The sequence below is a fragment of the Paraburkholderia bryophila genome (assembly GCF_013409255.1).
Classification (GTDB): domain Bacteria; phylum Pseudomonadota; class Gammaproteobacteria; order Burkholderiales; family Burkholderiaceae; genus Paraburkholderia.
The window spans coordinates 318,945-332,844 of sequence record NZ_JACCAS010000001.1; the positions used below are offsets into that span (position 1 = coordinate 318,945).

Sequence of the window (13,900 nt, forward strand, 5' to 3'; positions counted from 1 at the left end):
CTCAGGTCCGTAACTCCGGGATCGACTCCGCGAAGTCACAGGAAAGGCGGTCCTTACCACGCCCCAGGTTTTTCCGGTGTACCTGAATGCGGCCGACTGGCGCAGTCGACGCTATATGCGTTCCGCCGCAAGCCATGACCTGACCTTCGCAGGCCCAATACCGCGCATCCCGATACAGCGGATGCGGATACGTGACGACCTCACTGCCGCGCTGCACATACGCGTTGGCGATGCGTTCGATTTCCTGAAGCTCGTCGGCCGTGAAGCGGGTTTCCACGCTGAAATCGAAGCGCGCGGCGTCGACCTTGATATGACAACCGAACAGACCCGGCATGGCATCGGGTCGAACCTCGTTAACGCCGAGATACAGCAGGTGTGAAGCCGTGTGACTGAGCGAGAGCTGCGCCCGTCGCAGCCGGTCGATACGCACGGTGGCCTCCGCGCCGACATCCAGCTCTCTGAGCAGAACGAGATCGTCCGGATGAATCACGTGCTCGATAATGCCGTCCACCAGGATGCTCGGGAAATCGGGAATGCGTGCGAAATTGCCGTACATTTTCCGCGCGTCGACGAAACGCAACACGCGTCCATCCCCAAGAATGATCGCCCCATGATCGGCTTCCTGCCCGCCGCCTTCCGGATAGGCGACCGTCGTATCGAGTTCGATACTGTTTGCGTTGACCTTGACGATCTTTGCCGCGCACTCCGATAGGGAAGGGTTCTCGTAATAGAGTTTGCGCGTTTTCCGGTTTAGTGAAAACATGATGTCTGATAGGCCCACAAAGAGAACGGTCGCTTGACTGCATGACAGGCGATGATAGTGAATCGCCGCGGCCCCGCTGTCAGAAAAGTGACCCAAATGCGGCCGGCGCGTCTCGCCGGCTCGTCGAACAAATAGTGGTTTTCGCAATCGCTCAACCCGCACGAGGGACGATGAATACGGCAGAAACACCGAACCCGGAGCGGATAAGCCAGGCAGGCCGGCGGCTCGTGATCGGCTGCTGGGGCGTCGAGCTATTGCCGCGACATGCGTATGAAGTCATGTACACCCCGGACCAGGCGGTGATCGGTTTCGCGTTCGAAAGCCAGCGGGGACATCATGCGTTTTCAAGCGATCGCGTGCTGCCGTTCTTTTCGAAGCCGAACAGCCTCGCCTACGTGCCAGACGGTTGCACGGTGTTTTCGTCGTCGCAAGGTGGGGGCGAATATCTGCGCGTCACCACGCCTCGCGATCTTGCCGGCAGCGTGTCGGTCCAACGACAGTTCAACGACTTCATCGATCCGATCGCGATCGACGCCGCGCAAACCATTCGGACGCTGTTGCTCACCGATGCACCGGCCACGTTGTTGCTGGAAGAAAAGCTCATCGTTCTGGCGGAGCGCGTCAAGTCGGTTTTTCATGGCGGATTGAGCGCGCCCCGGCAAGCCCGCTCGATGACCTCCGCGCGCCTGCGGCAGATCGACGAGATCATCGACTCGACCCTCGGCGAAGATATCAGCGTCAAGCTGATGGCGGACGCGGTGGGACTCTCCGAGGCGTTCTTCATTCGGGCATTCAAGGCCGGGGTCGGAAAGAGCCCGCATAGCTACCTGATCGATCGCAGATTGGCCGCCGCCCGCGTGCTACTGGAAAGCTCGCGTCACGATTTGCGCGAGATCGCGCTCGCGGTCGGTTTTTCTTCGCACGCGCATATGACAGCCGCCTTTCGAAGCCGCCTGGGAATCACGCCCAGTCGTTTGCGGGGTGACTGAGAAAAGGTCTGCGCGGACGCCGCGTTAAGTCCTCGCTTTACGTCATCGCCAAATGAAACGACCCGATCGCGGCTGCGACCGGGTCGTTTCATTTCCAACGCAGCGCTTCTCGCGCCCGTTACAGCGAACCCTGAAAGGTCATCACCCGTTCCTTGAATGCGTCCGGTACGAGCGCCGTCTTATTGGTCGTGTAATCGAACATCACATGCGTGGACGCGCCGCGCGCGATGATCTGCTTGTCGTCGCGCTCCATCACATGTTCGAGCTCGAAGCTCTTGCTGCCGAATTTGACGACGCTGGAGCGAACCGTCAGCTTGTCGCCGAACATGGCGGGCGCCAGATACTCGCATTGCGTCTTGACCATGATGTGCGGCAGCTTCTCCGTGCGCGGCATGTCCAGCAGATCGAACATGTAGCTCAGATACGAATGCTGCAGATAATCGTAATAGACCGGGCTGCTCACGTGGCCCATCGAATCGGTGTCGCGGTACTTAACGTCGATCGGTGTTTCGTAGTGTCGCTTTGACATGGTTGCCTCAACATGAGAAGTGATTGTCGTATCGGCTCGATCTTGGCGTCTCGCCGTCCTGCTTGATGCCTCGTTGCTACTGAACTTCAAAAAATTCCGCCGAACGATCGTTCTGCAACAGATCGCCAAAAATACGCGTGACGTCGCCGTCCCACGCTTCGCGATAACGCGCGAGCCAGTTCTCCGACTGATTCAGCGCGCCTGCGGCGATGTCCTTAAGCGGTGCGAGGTATTGCGTTTCATCGTCGCCGGCGGCGTCATGCCGCGCGCGGGCGCGTAGTCCTTTGTTTGCGATCGCCACCACATCGCCCGCGAGCTCGCGCAGCGTGCGGCCTTGCAGACGCGCGTCGAGACCGAGGTAAACGCCGTCGTCATGTGATCGGCGAAGTCGGCGAGCGTCGCCGTGTCGTCTTCGAGACCGGGAATGCGCCCGGCAAGAAAATCGCGGAACGTGTGGCCGGCCACATCGATATAACGATCGTTGCGGCGCACGAAATACATGGGCACGTCGTCGAGCAACCAGTTCACGTAGCGCTCGAAACCGAAGCTGCGCGACATGAACAGTGCGGGTATGCCGCAACGGTCGTGATCGGTATCGTTGCAGACGTCGGCGCGCGTCGACATCAGTCCGGACGGTTGACCCTCGCGAAACGGCGAGTTGGCGAATAGCGCGGTGGCGAGCGGCTGAAGCGCGAGCGACACGCGCATCTTGGCCGCCATCTCCGCTTCCGACGCATAGTCGAGATTGACCTGCACGGTGCAGGTGCGCAGCATCATGTCGAGGCCGCGCGTGCCGACCTGCGGCATATAACGGCGCATGATCGCGTAACGGCGCTTCGGCATCCACGGCATCTCGTCGCGACGCATCAGCGGATGAAAGCCGAGCGGCGCCGCCTCGAACCCGAGTTGCTCGCCGATTGCTCTAACGCTGTCCAGATGCGCGTGCAGTTCCGCCTGCGTGTCATGCAACGACGCCACCGGCGCGCCGGACAATTCCAGTTGCCCGGCGGGTTCGAGCGAGATCGCCGCACCGTCGTCATAGCGCACGCCGATCAGGTGCCCGTCGTCGAGAATGGGCGAGCCTTGCTGGTCGAGCAGCCGTTGCAGCACCGCGCCAATGCCCGCGTTGCCGTGATACGAAAGCGGTTTCAACGTGTTGCGGCCGAACAGGAATTTCTCGTGCTCGGTGCCGATGCGAAACGCCGCGCGGTCTTTGCATCCCGCGGCGATGTAGTCGGCCAGTTGCTGCACGGAGACGATAGGCGTCTCGTCTGAATCCACGGCGTTAGACATGGGTAAGCTCGACCTAAGTGGGGGCGAAAACCGTCAGGTAGTCATCCTGATCAGTGTGTCGAACGCTTCGAGCGAAGCGCGCACGTTATGACGCAACGGACTAACTATATCTAGCCCGCTGCTAAGCGACTACTGATAGCGTTGACAGGTTTTTCGCCTCACCGTGTAGGAAAACGGTGTCGGGCGTGAGTTACAGCGAGGGCTTGCGTTTCGCGAAATAGTGCGCGGGGGAATCGCCGAAACAGCGGCGAAACATCGCGATGAAATTGCTCGGCGTCGCATAGCCCAAGGCATCGGCCACGTTGGCGACGCTGTCGCCTTGCGCGAGACGTTCGAGCGCGCGCGTCAAACAGGCCTGCTGACGCCACTGCGCGAAACTGCTGCCGGTCTCGGCGATAAACAGGCGGCTCAGCGTGCGTGCCGACAGACCCGCCCAGGCAGCCCATTCGTCGAGCGTGCGCGTGTCGTCGGGCTGGCCGAGGATCGCGTTGGCGATGCGCACGAGCCGGCGGTCGGTGGGCATCGGCAGATGCAGCGGTTCGTGCGGCGCGCGACGCATCTCGTCGAGCAGCACGAAGCTCATGCGTTCCTGTTCGGCATCGAGCCGGCATTGCGTGGCCCATGAGACCGCGCGCCTGACCAACGCCCGCATCAGTTCGCTGATGCTGATCACGCACGGCCGTTCCGGCAGGCTGGCGCTCGCCGCCGGCGTGATCACGACGCTCCAGCCGCTCATCGCACCGCTAATGCTGACTTTATGCGATTCGCCTGGCGGGATCCAACCGGCGCGATGCGGCGGCAATAACCAGGAACCATGCTGCGTGCGTACATGCGCGAGGCCGCTCTCGACGCAAAACACCTGGCCGCGCAAATGATTATGCCAATCGACTTCGCGCGTGCCGAGTTGATAGTCGCTATGGCCTTCATGCTCACCCCATACGGCGATGAGCGGCGGCCCGTCGGCGCGTTCGCTCGGGTCGGATGCGGGGGCAGTGGGCGCTGCCGGCGCTGCTATTTTTCGTGAGGTTTTAGGCTCGCCAGGGTCCGCATTTTTATGCGCGGATTTATGCATGAGGTGCTGCGCCTTGCTCTGGGTAGTCTTCTGATATGGCATGGCTGGAATTCATTATTTTTTGTCTAAACAACGTTATCAGCTTTTCTATTGAACGTCCAACAATGCGGGTCATGGCAAGTCGCCCGACAGATGGAGTATTCAATGCAAGGATGGGCTGATAGTCGACGCGTTGCTTCGACGAGATCGACAAGATCGACAAGGTCGACATGGCATCGCCGTGATGCGCTCCGCATCGCGGCGTGGATGACGGCGACGGCGCTGCTGATAACGTCGGCCGGTTGCGTCACCAGCAGCGGGCTTGCGCCGGTCGGCAAGCTGAGCGATCCGTCGCAGTTGCAGGCGTCGCAAAGTCTCGCGGGCATCGACGCCAATCGTGCATGGCCTGCCACCGACTGGTGGGTCGCCTTGGGGAACCCGCAATTGACGGCGCTGATCGAGCGCGCGCTCGCCGGCAACCCCGACCTGGCCATCGCCGACGCACGGGCACGCGACGCGCAATCGCAGGTGAGCGAAGCCTACGCCGCACGCTTCCCGAATCTGACCGCGAACGGCAACTTCACCGCGCAACGTCAATCGGGCACCGTGTACAGCGAACAGGAGGGCGGCGGGTTCTTCTATCACACGCGCGGACTCAATCTCGGCTTCAACTGGGACCTCGACCTGTGGGGCGGCAAGCGAGCCGCGTGGGAAGCCGCCTTAGGCGAAGCGCGCGCCACGGAAGTCGACGCGCAGGCCGCGCGCATCCAGCTTTCGGTGAACGTGGCGCGCGCCTATACGAATCTGAACTACGCGTATGCGCAACAGGAAGTCGCGCAGGCGGAGGCGGGTCGCGCCAACGAAGCGCGTGATCTGACGCTGCAGCGGGTTCACAAAGGCATCGACAACCAGGCGCAACTCAAGCAGTCCGATAGCGAAGTCGCGACCGCCGTGCAGCAACAGGCGATGGCCGCGCAGGAGATCGCCAGCGCGCGGATCGCGCTTGCGATTCTGCTGGGCCAGGGGCCGGACGCGGGTCTGTCGATCCAGCAGCCCGCGGCGTTGCCGGTGCCCGCGCTCGCGGTGCCTGGTGACCTGCCGGCCAATCTGCTCGGCCGTCGCGCCGATCTGGTCGCGGCGCGCTGGCGGGTCGAGGCGGCGAGCCGCAACATCGCCAGCGCCAAAACGGAGTTCCTGCCCAACATCAGTCTGAGCGCGATGGCGGGGCTCGCCACGCGCGGCGGTGCGTCGTTGTTTCAGGCGGCCTCGCGCACGTATTCGGTGACGCCGGCCATCAGTCTGCCGATCTTCGACGGCGGCGCATTGCGCGGCAATCTGCAGCATCGCGACGCGCAATACGACGTGGCGGTCGCGCAATACAACAAGACGCTGATCGGCGCGCTCAATCAGGTCGCCGACAACCTGCACAGCCTGCAATCGATGCAACTGCAAATCGACGCACAGCAGCACGCGTTCGACGCCGCCCATGACGCTTGGGCGCTCGCCGATCAGCGCTACCGCGCGGGCGTGGGCAGTTATCTGGAGGCGCTGGTGGTGCGTCAGCAGTTGCTGGTTGCCAGCAAACGGATGGCGCAATTGCGCGCGCAACACGTCGATCTGTCTCTGCAACTGGTCGAGGCGCTGGGCGGCGGTTTCATGCCGCAGCGCCCCGACGCCGCGTTCGCAGCCGTCTCTCCTTCTCTCGACATTCAAGCTACGCCATGAGCAGCGAAAAAATTCTCGAACCCGTAGGTCAGGCCACCGCGCCTGCGAATCAAACCGCGCTACGTCCGGGCGCCCCACCTGAACCGGCGAAGCCGACGCCGGGCGGCGCAGCGCCGGGCTCCGCGCCGGGTGGCTCGGGTGGCGCGGGCGGCAGTCCGACGCCGCCGGCTTCCGGGCGTCGCAAACTGCTGCTGCGTTTGCTGATCGGCGGGTTCGCGATCGGTATCGCCGTGTGGCTCGTGTGGCACTTCCTGGTCGGCCAATGGTACGAGGCGACGGATAACGCGTACGTGCAAGGCAACGTCGTCGAGATCACGCCGCAGGTGCAGGGCACGGTGGTGTCGATCGGCGCCGACGACGGCGACCTCGTGCGTAGCGGCGACACGCTGGTGAAGCTCGACCCGAGCGATACCGAAGTGGAACTGGCCGGCGCGCAGGCCGCGCTGGCCGGATCGGTGCGCAAGGTGCGCGGGCTGTACAGCAACGAACGCGGCTTGCACGACAGTCTGGAGGGCTCGCAGGCGGAAGTCGACGCGCGCCGCACGTCGCTCGATAAAGCCCGTGCCGACTACGAACGCCGCCGCGATCTCGGCCGCTCGGGCGCGATTTCGGCCGAAGAGCTGGCGCATGCGCACGACACGCTGGTGTCCGCGCAAAGCGCGTTCGTCGGCGCACAGAGCGCGCTGGCGAATCTGCAGCAACAGTATCAGACCAGCAAGGCGCTGGTCGACGATACGGCGGTGGCGTCGCATCCAGATGTGGAAACGGCCGCCGCGCGCTTGCGCGCCGCCTATCTGGAGAACGCGCGCGCCACGCTGGTCACGCCGGTTACCGGCTACGTCGCGAAACGCACGGTGCAATTGAGTCAGCGCGTGCAGCCGGGCACCCCGCTAATGGCCGTGGTGCCGCTGCGGCAAGTCTGGGTCGATGCCAACTTCACCGAAAAGCAGGTCTCGGAGATGCGCATCGGCCAACCGGTCGAACTGCGCTCGGATCTGTACGGCGGCGGCGTGCGTTATAGCGGCAAGGTGCAGGCGCTCGGCGTCGGCACCGGCAGCGCGTTCGCGTTGCTGCCCGCGCAGAACGCCACCGGCAACTGGATCAAGATCGTCCAGCGCCTGCCGGTGCGGATCGAATTCACCGACCCGCAGCAGTTGGAAAAGCATCCGCTGCGGATCGGACTGTCGATGCACGCCAGCGTCGATCTGCATAATCGCGACGGCGCGATGCTGGCGCATCAGCCGCCGAGCGAACCGTTGTTCAGCAGCGATCTGTATCGACGCCAGTTACAGCTCGCGAATGCGCTGGTCGACAAGGTGATCCACGACAACCTGCCGGTCACCCGTGCCACGGCGAGCGTGAAATGAGCGCGCCCGCGGCTGTGGCCGGCAGCGATTTCCGGCCCCGCAGCGTTCCGCTCACCACCTTCGGCCTCGCGCTGGCCGTGTTCATGCAGGTGCTGGACGGCACCATCGCCAACGTGTCGCTGCCCACCATTGCCGGTAATCTCGGCGTGAGCACGAATCAGAGCGCGTGGGTCATCACCACCTTTTCGGTGAGCAACGCGATCGCGCTGCCGCTGACGGGTTTTCTGGTGAAGCGCTTCGGCCAGGTGAAGCTGTTCGTCTGGGCGACGCTGCTGTTCACGTTCGCTTCGCTGCTGTGCGGACTGGCGCATAGCCTGCCGCAACTGGTGGCGTTCCGCGCGTTCCAGGGCCTCGTTGCCGGACCGATGATTCCGACCACCCAGGCGCTGATGCTGTCGATCTATCCACCGGCGCGGCGCGGCTTCGCACTCTCGATGATCGCGATGGTGACCGTCGTCGCGCCGATCGCGGGGCCCTTGCTCGGCGGCTGGATCACCGAGAACTACTCGTGGGAGTGGTCGTTCCTGATCAACGTGCCGATCGGCATTTTCGCGTGTTCGATGGTGTACGCGCAGATGCAGGGTCGGCCCGAGACCACCGCGAAGGCGAAGGTCGACTATGTCGGTCTCGCGGCGCTGATACTCGGCGTCGGCGCGTTGCAGATCGTGCTGGACAAGGGTAACGACGAGGACTGGTTCAACTCGACATTCATCGTGTGGATGTCGGTCGTGGCCGCGTTCGGCATTCTGCTGTTCCTGATCTGGGAACTGACCGAGCCGAATCCGATCGTCAACCTGCGGCTTTTCAAGCATCGCAATTTCGCGGCCGGGACGCTGACGCTGGTGCTGGCGTATTCGGCGTTCTTCGCGGTCAACGTGATCGTGCCGCAATGGCTGCAGCGCACGCTCGGTTATACGGCCTTCTGGGCCGGTGTCGCGGCCGCGCCGATGGGGATCATTCCCGTGCTGCTCACGCCCTTCATGGGCAAGTACGCGCCGCGCTTCAACATGCGCATGCTGGTGTGCATGGCGTTCGGCATTCTCGGCTGCGCGTCGTTTCTACGCTCGCAGTTTTTTCTCGGGGTGGACTTCGAGCACATCGCGCTGATCCAGTTGCTGCAAGGACTCGGGCTCGCGCTGTTCATCATGCCGATCAACAGCATTCTGCTGTCGGATCTGAAGCCCGACGAGATCGCCGCGGGCTCCGGCCTGTCGACCTTTCTGCGCACGCTCGGCGCGAGCTTCGCGGTGTCGATCACGTCGTTTCTGTGGGAGCGCCGCGCGGTGCAGCATCACGCGCAGATCACCGAGAGCATCAGTGTGTTCGATCCGGCGGTGCGTCAACAGTTGCGCGTGCTGGGGCAGGGCGATCCGCAAACCGGCTATCAACTGCTCGACCGGATGATCGACTCGCAGGCCTATCAGATCTCGTTCAACGACGTCGCGTTCGCGCTGGGTTGGGTGTACATCGCGGTGATCGTGCTCGTGTGGCTGGCTAAACCGCCGTTCGGACCGAGGCCAGGCGGCGGTGCGTCCGCCGGGGCGAAGCGCTGAACCGATAAAGCGCAATCAAGATTTTTTTCAACTTGCAAGAGGAACCTGAATCATGAATCTGAGCCATGAACTCACATCGTCCGCCGTGTTCGACCTGTCGGCATTCCCGCTCGTGATCGCCCGCAACGACGCGATCGCACCCGGCTACGCGGTGGCCTGGGAGCAGGACATGAATGCGCTGCTGAAGACCGGCGAGCATTTCGTGCTGCTGTTCATTTCGCCGCGCCCCGAGGAAACGCACGAGGACCGCAAGCAACGCGGCATGTGGCTCAAGACGAACCGCGACGCACTGTCGCAAGTCTGCAAGGCCTTGATCACGGTCGAACCCGACGAGCGTGAGCGCGAAGAGTCGAAGGCCGGCGCGGCGGCGATTTCGAAAGCCTTCGGCATTCCGCTCGAAGCGGTGGCCACGCTCGACGATGCCAAGAAGATAGGTAGGCAATTGCTGTCGGAAACGGGAGACTAACGCCGTCGTTCCGATTGGCAACAGGGCTGCGAGGCGCTCGGGACGGTTATATCAGTACACCAGAACGAACAGAAAAAACGGGAGTATACGAATGAACGGCCAGAATGATTACCTGGATTTGCTTGTGCCGACCGACGAGTGCGCGCTACGCCACCGTATTCTCGACGCAACCGCAAAAATGGGATTCGACAAGGTGGTGCTCGCGGTGCTGCCGTCGCAGGGGGTGTCTTTCTGCGCGGCCCACATGTGGAGCAACTGCGAGCCGGAATGGGAGCAACGCTATCGCGAGCGCTCCTTCGATCAGGTCGATCCGCTGCTCAAACATTGTTTCAGATCACGTATGCCGCTGATCTGGGACCCGGCTTTTTTCGTCGCGCCGGCGCAGCGCGAGTTTCACGACGAAGCGAGCGCCTTTGGCCTGAACCGTGGCGTCACGCTGCCGCTCTATGGATTGAAGGGGGAGGTGGGCATGCTGACGTGCGCGGTGAACGACGAATATGCGCTCACCTACGAAAATTGCCTGCGCAGCCTGCCGCGTTTGTCGTTGCTGCGCGATATCACGAGCGAGGCGATCGGCCAGTTCGGGTTCGATACCAAACCCGGCTCGGTGCCGCGCCTGAGCCGCCGCGAGACGGAGTGTCTGCGCTGGCATGCGTTCGGCAAGACCTCATGGGAGATCGGCCACATTCTCAACGTGAGCGAGTCCTGCATCAACTTTCACTTCAACAATATCCGCCGCAAGTTCAACGTGTCACGTCGTCATGAGGCCGTGCTGAAGGCGATTGAATGGGGCCTGCTTAGCGTCACCGACATGACTGCCGGCCTTGCCGCCAACTAGCAACGATTCGGCGGCCCGTCCGGTGAGCCATGTGTCCAGAAAACTGTTGAGCCATGCGACGCCGGCACGATCGTGCCGATGCGCTTCGCGAGTCTGAGTGGGAATATCCTGGGCACCCGGCGCGGAGAGCTTGTGCGCGGCGGCGGCAGTCCAGCGCCGCATCATCTGATAGCTGACCTCCGGGTGAAACTGCACGCCGTACGCGGCCGGGCCGTAACGCACCGCCTGGTTTTCAAACTCGTCGCCGGCGGCTAGCCGTTCGAGTCCCGCGACACTGTCGAAGCCTTCGCGGTGCCATTGATACACGCGCTCCGGCCATTGGCACAACGCGCGCCCGAGCGGTGTCGGCCTGATCGGCCAGTAGCCGATTTCAGCGCGACCGTCCCGATGCGTCGTCACGTTTCCGCCCAGATGACGAATCATCATCTGGGCGCCGAGACAGATGCCGAGAAACGGCGCCTGCTCACGCAGTGCCACGCCGATCCAGTCGGTTTCGGTGCGAATCCACGCATCGTTGTCGTTGGCGCTCATCGGGCCGCCGAAGATCATCGCGCCGGCGTGGTCGCGCAGCGTCGTGGGCAACGGATCGCCGAGCGGCGGACGGCGAATGTCGAGTTCGTAGCCGCGTTGCAGCAGCAGACGGCCAACACGTCCGGGGCTCGATTGCTCGCGATGCAGCACGATGAGAATCCGGCCGTGCGGGTTGCCGGCGGCGTGTGAATGGAGCATGGTGGATAGGCGTTTTGAAGGGGGTCAGCCGGGACGGCCGCGTAAGGCTTCGAATGAGGCCATCACGTGTTCGCGATAGGCGGGGCGCTGTTGCAACCGGCGATACCACGCGTTCACATGCGGCAGCGCCGGGCGTTCGACGTCGAGCGAGAAATAGCGGAACAGCGTCGCGCCGACCGGAATATCGCCGAGCCCCAATGCGTCGCCGCTCAGAAACGGCCGCGTGGCGAGCATCCGGTCGAGCATCTGGAAGTGCTGGGTACAGCGCGCGTTCTTCTCGTGAACCAGCGGCCAGTTACGCTCGGACTCGGGCGTGCGGACCATCGCCCAGAACAGCCCGGTCATCAGGTCGGGTTCGAGTGTGGTCTGGCACCAGTCCATCCAGCGCTCGGCATGCGAGCGCGCGAACGGATCGGCGAGCCAGAACGGCGCCTGACGTGTCTGCGCGGCGAGCAGCCGGAGGATCGTGTGCGATTCCCACGCAATCTCGCCGTCGAGCTCGATCACCGGAATACGCCGGGTCGGATTCAGCGCTTCGAACTCGGCCGTTTCGCAACCGCCGAATTCACCGCCAATCGACACATGCCGATACGCCAGCCCCAACTCACCGGCGAGCCACAGCACTTTCTGCACGTTGAACGAACTGCGTCTTCCCCAGATCGTCAGCATGTGGCGGCGTCCTCCCGCGCGGGGCAGGCGGCGCTGTAGCGTTGCAGACCGGCGGCGAGATCGGCGATCAGATCGGCGGGCGCTTCGAGGCCGACATGCAGGCGCACGCCGATACTGCCGTCCGGCCAGCGCTGCGCGATGCGCTGCGATTGCAGGTCGAACGGCACCGCCAGACTTTCGAAGCCGCCCCACGAATAGCCGAGACCGAACAGTTCGAGACTGTCGAGAAACGCGGCGAGCGCTTCGTCGGGCGCGGCATGCAGGATCACGGAAAACAGCCCCGAGGTGCCTTTGAAGTCGCGTTTCCAGAGCGCATGACCGGGGCAATCGTCGAACGCGGGAAACAGAATGCCGAGCACCTCGGGTTGCTGCTTGAGCCAGCTCGCCACCACGACCGCGTTCTCCTGATGCTGACGCAAACGCAGCCCTAGCGTGCGCAGGCCGCGCAGCGCGAGATACAGGTCGTCTGGACCGACGCACAGGCCGAGATCGCCGTGCAGTTGCTTCAACGCGGGCCATGCGGCGGCGTTGGCGGACACGGTGCCGAGCATCGCGTCGGAATGGCCGACCAGATATTTGGTGCCGGCCTGGATCGACAGATCGACGCCATGATCGTGCGGCCGGAACAGCAGCGGCGTGGCCCAACTGTTGTCGGCGATCACGCTCATGCCGTGCGCGTGCGCCACGCGGGCGATCGCGCCGATGTCCTGCACTTCGAACGTGTACGACCCCGGCGACTCCACGTAGACCGCGCGGGTACGCGGCCGGATCAACGGTTCGAGCGCGGCGCCCAGCAACGGATCGTAGTACGTGGTGTCGATGCCCATGCGCCGCAGCACGCCGTCGCAGGCATGCCGGACCGGGCCGTAGACGCTGTCGGTCATCAGCAGATGATCGCCCGGCGTGAGACACGACAGCAGCGCGAGCGTGCAGGCGGACAGCCCCGAAGGACACAGCACCGCGCCGGCGCCGCCTTCGAGTTCGATCAGCGCGTGTTCCAGCGCGTCGGAGGTCGGCGTGCCGCGCCGGCCGTAGATGTACGGCTGGGTCCGGTGCAACAGGTCGTGCGTGGTTGGGCTCAATACCGTCGAGCCGTGATAGACCGGCGGATTGACGAAGCCGTGATATGCGCCGGGGTCGCGTCCCGCGAGCGTGAGCCGGGTCGCGTCGGCGAACCGGTCCAGCAGCGGCGTGTACGGCGACGCGGGCGGCGCGCCCGGCGTAGCGGTAATCATGGCCATAGCAGGCTGCGCTCCCACGAAGCGTTCGCACCGCTGCCCGCGCGGACATATCGCAGTCGCGTAAAACGGCGCTCGGCATCCGACTGCCAGAATTCCACTTCATGCGGCGCCAACGCGTACATGCCCCAGTGCGGCGACACCAGCTCCGGCTGCGACGCGACGCGCGCGAGTTGCTCATGCAGCGCGTGCCGAAGGTCGTCCTGACTGTTCAACACCTGGCTCTGCCGGCCGATCAGGATGCTGGCGCGCGAGCGCTCCGGACGCGCCATGAAATCCGCGCGGCACGCCTCGTCGGACAGCCGCGCCACCTTGCCGCGCAAGCGGATCTGCTGGGCCGTGGCGGGCCAGTAGAACGTGATGGCGGCCTCGGGCCGGTGCGTCAACTGACGGCCTTTGGGGCTCGCGGCGTTGGCCGCGAAATGCCAGCCTTGCGCGTCCATGTTCAGCAGCACGACGGAGCGGGCGTCGGGTGCGCCGTCCGGATCGACCGTGGAGAGCGTCATGACTTGCGGTTCGCTGACCCGGGCTTCGACCGCAGCATCGAACCACCGCTCGAACAGCGCGTGCGGCGTGGCCGGCACGGCGTCCGTGTCGAAGGTCTGGTGCGCGCCCGCGAGGGTCTTGAGCGACTTCAGGCGGCTTTCAAAGGCGGTCATAGCCAGGCGAGTGTCCATGTCGTTCACGTTG

Annotated in this window: 14 protein-coding genes; 6 read left to right on the plus strand and 8 right to left on the minus strand. The window is 63.8% G+C overall.

The genetic code is table 11. The features are described from left to right. Nucleotide 1 precedes the first annotated feature (1 nt). Entirely contained in the window at nt 2-910 is a 909-nt protein-coding gene (locus GGD40_RS01350; protein WP_257030306.1) for an alanyl-tRNA editing protein, read from the minus strand. A 23-nt stretch (nt 911-933) separates the two neighbouring features. Between GGD40_RS01350 and GGD40_RS01355 the strand changes: the two genes are divergently transcribed. After that, nucleotides 934-1,752 carry an AraC family transcriptional regulator gene (locus GGD40_RS01355; RefSeq protein ID WP_179742570.1) on the plus strand — a complete coding sequence of 273 codons (819 nt, stop codon included), beginning with the start codon at nt 934-936 and terminating at the stop codon, nt 1,750-1,752. A gap of 118 nt (nt 1,753-1,870) precedes the next feature. Here GGD40_RS01355 and GGD40_RS01360 read toward each other — a convergent pair whose 3' ends face one another. From GGD40_RS01360 to GGD40_RS01370, 3 genes are all read right to left on the minus strand, one after another. Further along, entirely contained in the window at nt 1,871-2,281 is a 411-nt protein-coding gene (locus GGD40_RS01360; RefSeq protein ID WP_035549650.1) for an acyl-CoA thioesterase, read from the minus strand. A gap of 192 nt (nt 2,282-2,473) precedes the next feature. After that, nucleotides 2,474-3,574, minus strand: a complete 1,101-nt coding sequence (locus tag GGD40_RS01365) for a glutamate--cysteine ligase (protein ID WP_218900770.1) — start codon at nt 3,572-3,574, stop codon at nt 2,474-2,476. Between the two features lie 190 nt (nt 3,575-3,764). Further along, nucleotides 3,765-4,646 (minus strand): AraC family transcriptional regulator, encoded by an 882-nt coding sequence (locus tag GGD40_RS01370; protein WP_179742571.1) that lies wholly within the window; start codon nt 4,644-4,646, stop codon nt 3,765-3,767. 246 nt (nt 4,647-4,892) lie between these two features. On the opposite strand from GGD40_RS01370, the gene GGD40_RS01375 reads away from it, so the two are divergent. The 5 genes from GGD40_RS01375 (at nt 4,893) to GGD40_RS01395 (ending at nt 10,574) form a co-directional block, all read left to right on the plus strand. Beyond that, the gene (locus GGD40_RS01375) at nt 4,893-6,350 is read left to right on the plus strand and encodes an efflux transporter outer membrane subunit (protein WP_179742572.1); all 1,458 of its coding nucleotides are present in this window, start codon (nt 4,893-4,895) and stop codon (nt 6,348-6,350) included. Continuing rightward, nucleotides 6,347-7,717 (plus strand): HlyD family secretion protein, encoded by a 1,371-nt coding sequence (locus tag GGD40_RS01380; protein ID WP_179742573.1) that lies wholly within the window; start codon nt 6,347-6,349, stop codon nt 7,715-7,717. The genes GGD40_RS01375 and GGD40_RS01380 overlap by 4 nt, the downstream gene beginning before the upstream one ends. Continuing rightward, nucleotides 7,714-9,270 (plus strand): DHA2 family efflux MFS transporter permease subunit, encoded by a 1,557-nt coding sequence (locus GGD40_RS01385; protein WP_179704235.1) that lies wholly within the window; start codon nt 7,714-7,716, stop codon nt 9,268-9,270. Before GGD40_RS01380 ends, GGD40_RS01385 begins: the two co-directional genes overlap by 4 nt. A gap of 52 nt (nt 9,271-9,322) precedes the next feature. Then, complete coding sequence (locus GGD40_RS01390; RefSeq protein WP_179704237.1) at nt 9,323-9,736, plus strand: hypothetical protein; 414 nt, start codon at nt 9,323-9,325, stop codon at nt 9,734-9,736. Nucleotides 9,737-9,827: 91 nt separating this feature from the next. After that, nucleotides 9,828-10,574 carry a helix-turn-helix transcriptional regulator gene (locus GGD40_RS01395; RefSeq protein ID WP_179704239.1) on the plus strand — a complete coding sequence of 249 codons (747 nt, stop codon included), beginning with the start codon at nt 9,828-9,830 and terminating at the stop codon, nt 10,572-10,574. Here the strand turns inward: GGD40_RS01395 and GGD40_RS01400 are convergent. Genes GGD40_RS01400 through GGD40_RS01415 form a run of 4 tightly spaced genes read right to left on the minus strand, consistent with a single transcriptional unit; the run spans nt 10,488 to nt 13,887 of the window. Next, a complete protein-coding gene (locus GGD40_RS01400) occupies nt 10,488-11,303 on the minus strand; it encodes a glutamine amidotransferase (RefSeq protein WP_179742574.1) in 816 nt (271 codons plus the stop codon). The genes GGD40_RS01395 and GGD40_RS01400 overlap by 87 nt on opposite strands. A 24-nt stretch (nt 11,304-11,327) precedes the next feature. After that, on the minus strand, nt 11,328-11,972 hold the full coding sequence (locus tag GGD40_RS01405) for a glutathione S-transferase family protein (protein ID WP_179742575.1): 645 nt from the start codon (nt 11,970-11,972) through the stop codon (nt 11,328-11,330). After that, complete coding sequence (gene metC, locus GGD40_RS01410; RefSeq protein WP_257030307.1) at nt 11,966-13,213, minus strand: cystathionine beta-lyase; 1,248 nt, start codon at nt 13,211-13,213, stop codon at nt 11,966-11,968. Before metC ends, GGD40_RS01405 begins: the two co-directional genes overlap by 7 nt. Then, complete coding sequence (locus GGD40_RS01415) at nt 13,204-13,887, minus strand: pyridoxine/pyridoxamine 5'-phosphate oxidase (protein ID WP_218900772.1); 684 nt, start codon at nt 13,885-13,887, stop codon at nt 13,204-13,206. Before GGD40_RS01415 ends, metC begins: the two co-directional genes overlap by 10 nt. Nucleotides 13,888-13,900: the final 13 nt, after the last annotated feature.

Bases quoted from the DNA above. Each gene is read 5' to 3' on its own strand.
- GGD40_RS01355 (WP_179742570.1), top strand. From the start codon at position 934: ATGAATACGGCAGAAACACCGAACCCGGAGCGGATAAGCCAGGCAGGC.
- GGD40_RS01360 (WP_035549650.1), bottom strand. From the start codon at position 2,281: ATGTCAAAGCGACACTACGAAACACCGATCGACGTTAAGTACCGCGAC.
- GGD40_RS01365 (WP_218900770.1), bottom strand. From the start codon at position 3,574: ATGTCTAACGCCGTGGATTCAGACGAGACGCCTATCGTCTCCGTGCAG.
- GGD40_RS01370 (WP_179742571.1), bottom strand. From the start codon at position 4,646: ATGCATAAATCCGCGCATAAAAATGCGGACCCTGGCGAGCCTAAAACC.
- GGD40_RS01375 (WP_179742572.1), top strand. From the start codon at position 4,893: ATGACGGCGACGGCGCTGCTGATAACGTCGGCCGGTTGCGTCACCAGC.
- GGD40_RS01380 (WP_179742573.1), top strand. From the start codon at position 6,347: ATGAGCAGCGAAAAAATTCTCGAACCCGTAGGTCAGGCCACCGCGCCT.
- GGD40_RS01385 (WP_179704235.1), top strand. From the start codon at position 7,714: ATGAGCGCGCCCGCGGCTGTGGCCGGCAGCGATTTCCGGCCCCGCAGC.
- GGD40_RS01390 (WP_179704237.1), top strand. From the start codon at position 9,323: ATGAATCTGAGCCATGAACTCACATCGTCCGCCGTGTTCGACCTGTCG.
- GGD40_RS01395 (WP_179704239.1), top strand. From the start codon at position 9,828: ATGAACGGCCAGAATGATTACCTGGATTTGCTTGTGCCGACCGACGAG.
- GGD40_RS01400 (WP_179742574.1), bottom strand. From the start codon at position 11,303: ATGCTCCATTCACACGCCGCCGGCAACCCGCACGGCCGGATTCTCATC.
- GGD40_RS01405 (WP_179742575.1), bottom strand. From the start codon at position 11,972: ATGCTGACGATCTGGGGAAGACGCAGTTCGTTCAACGTGCAGAAAGTG.
- metC (WP_257030307.1), bottom strand. From the start codon at position 13,213: ATGGCCATGATTACCGCTACGCCGGGCGCGCCGCCCGCGTCGCCGTAC.
- GGD40_RS01415 (WP_218900772.1), bottom strand. From the start codon at position 13,887: ATGGACACTCGCCTGGCTATGACCGCCTTTGAAAGCCGCCTGAAGTCG.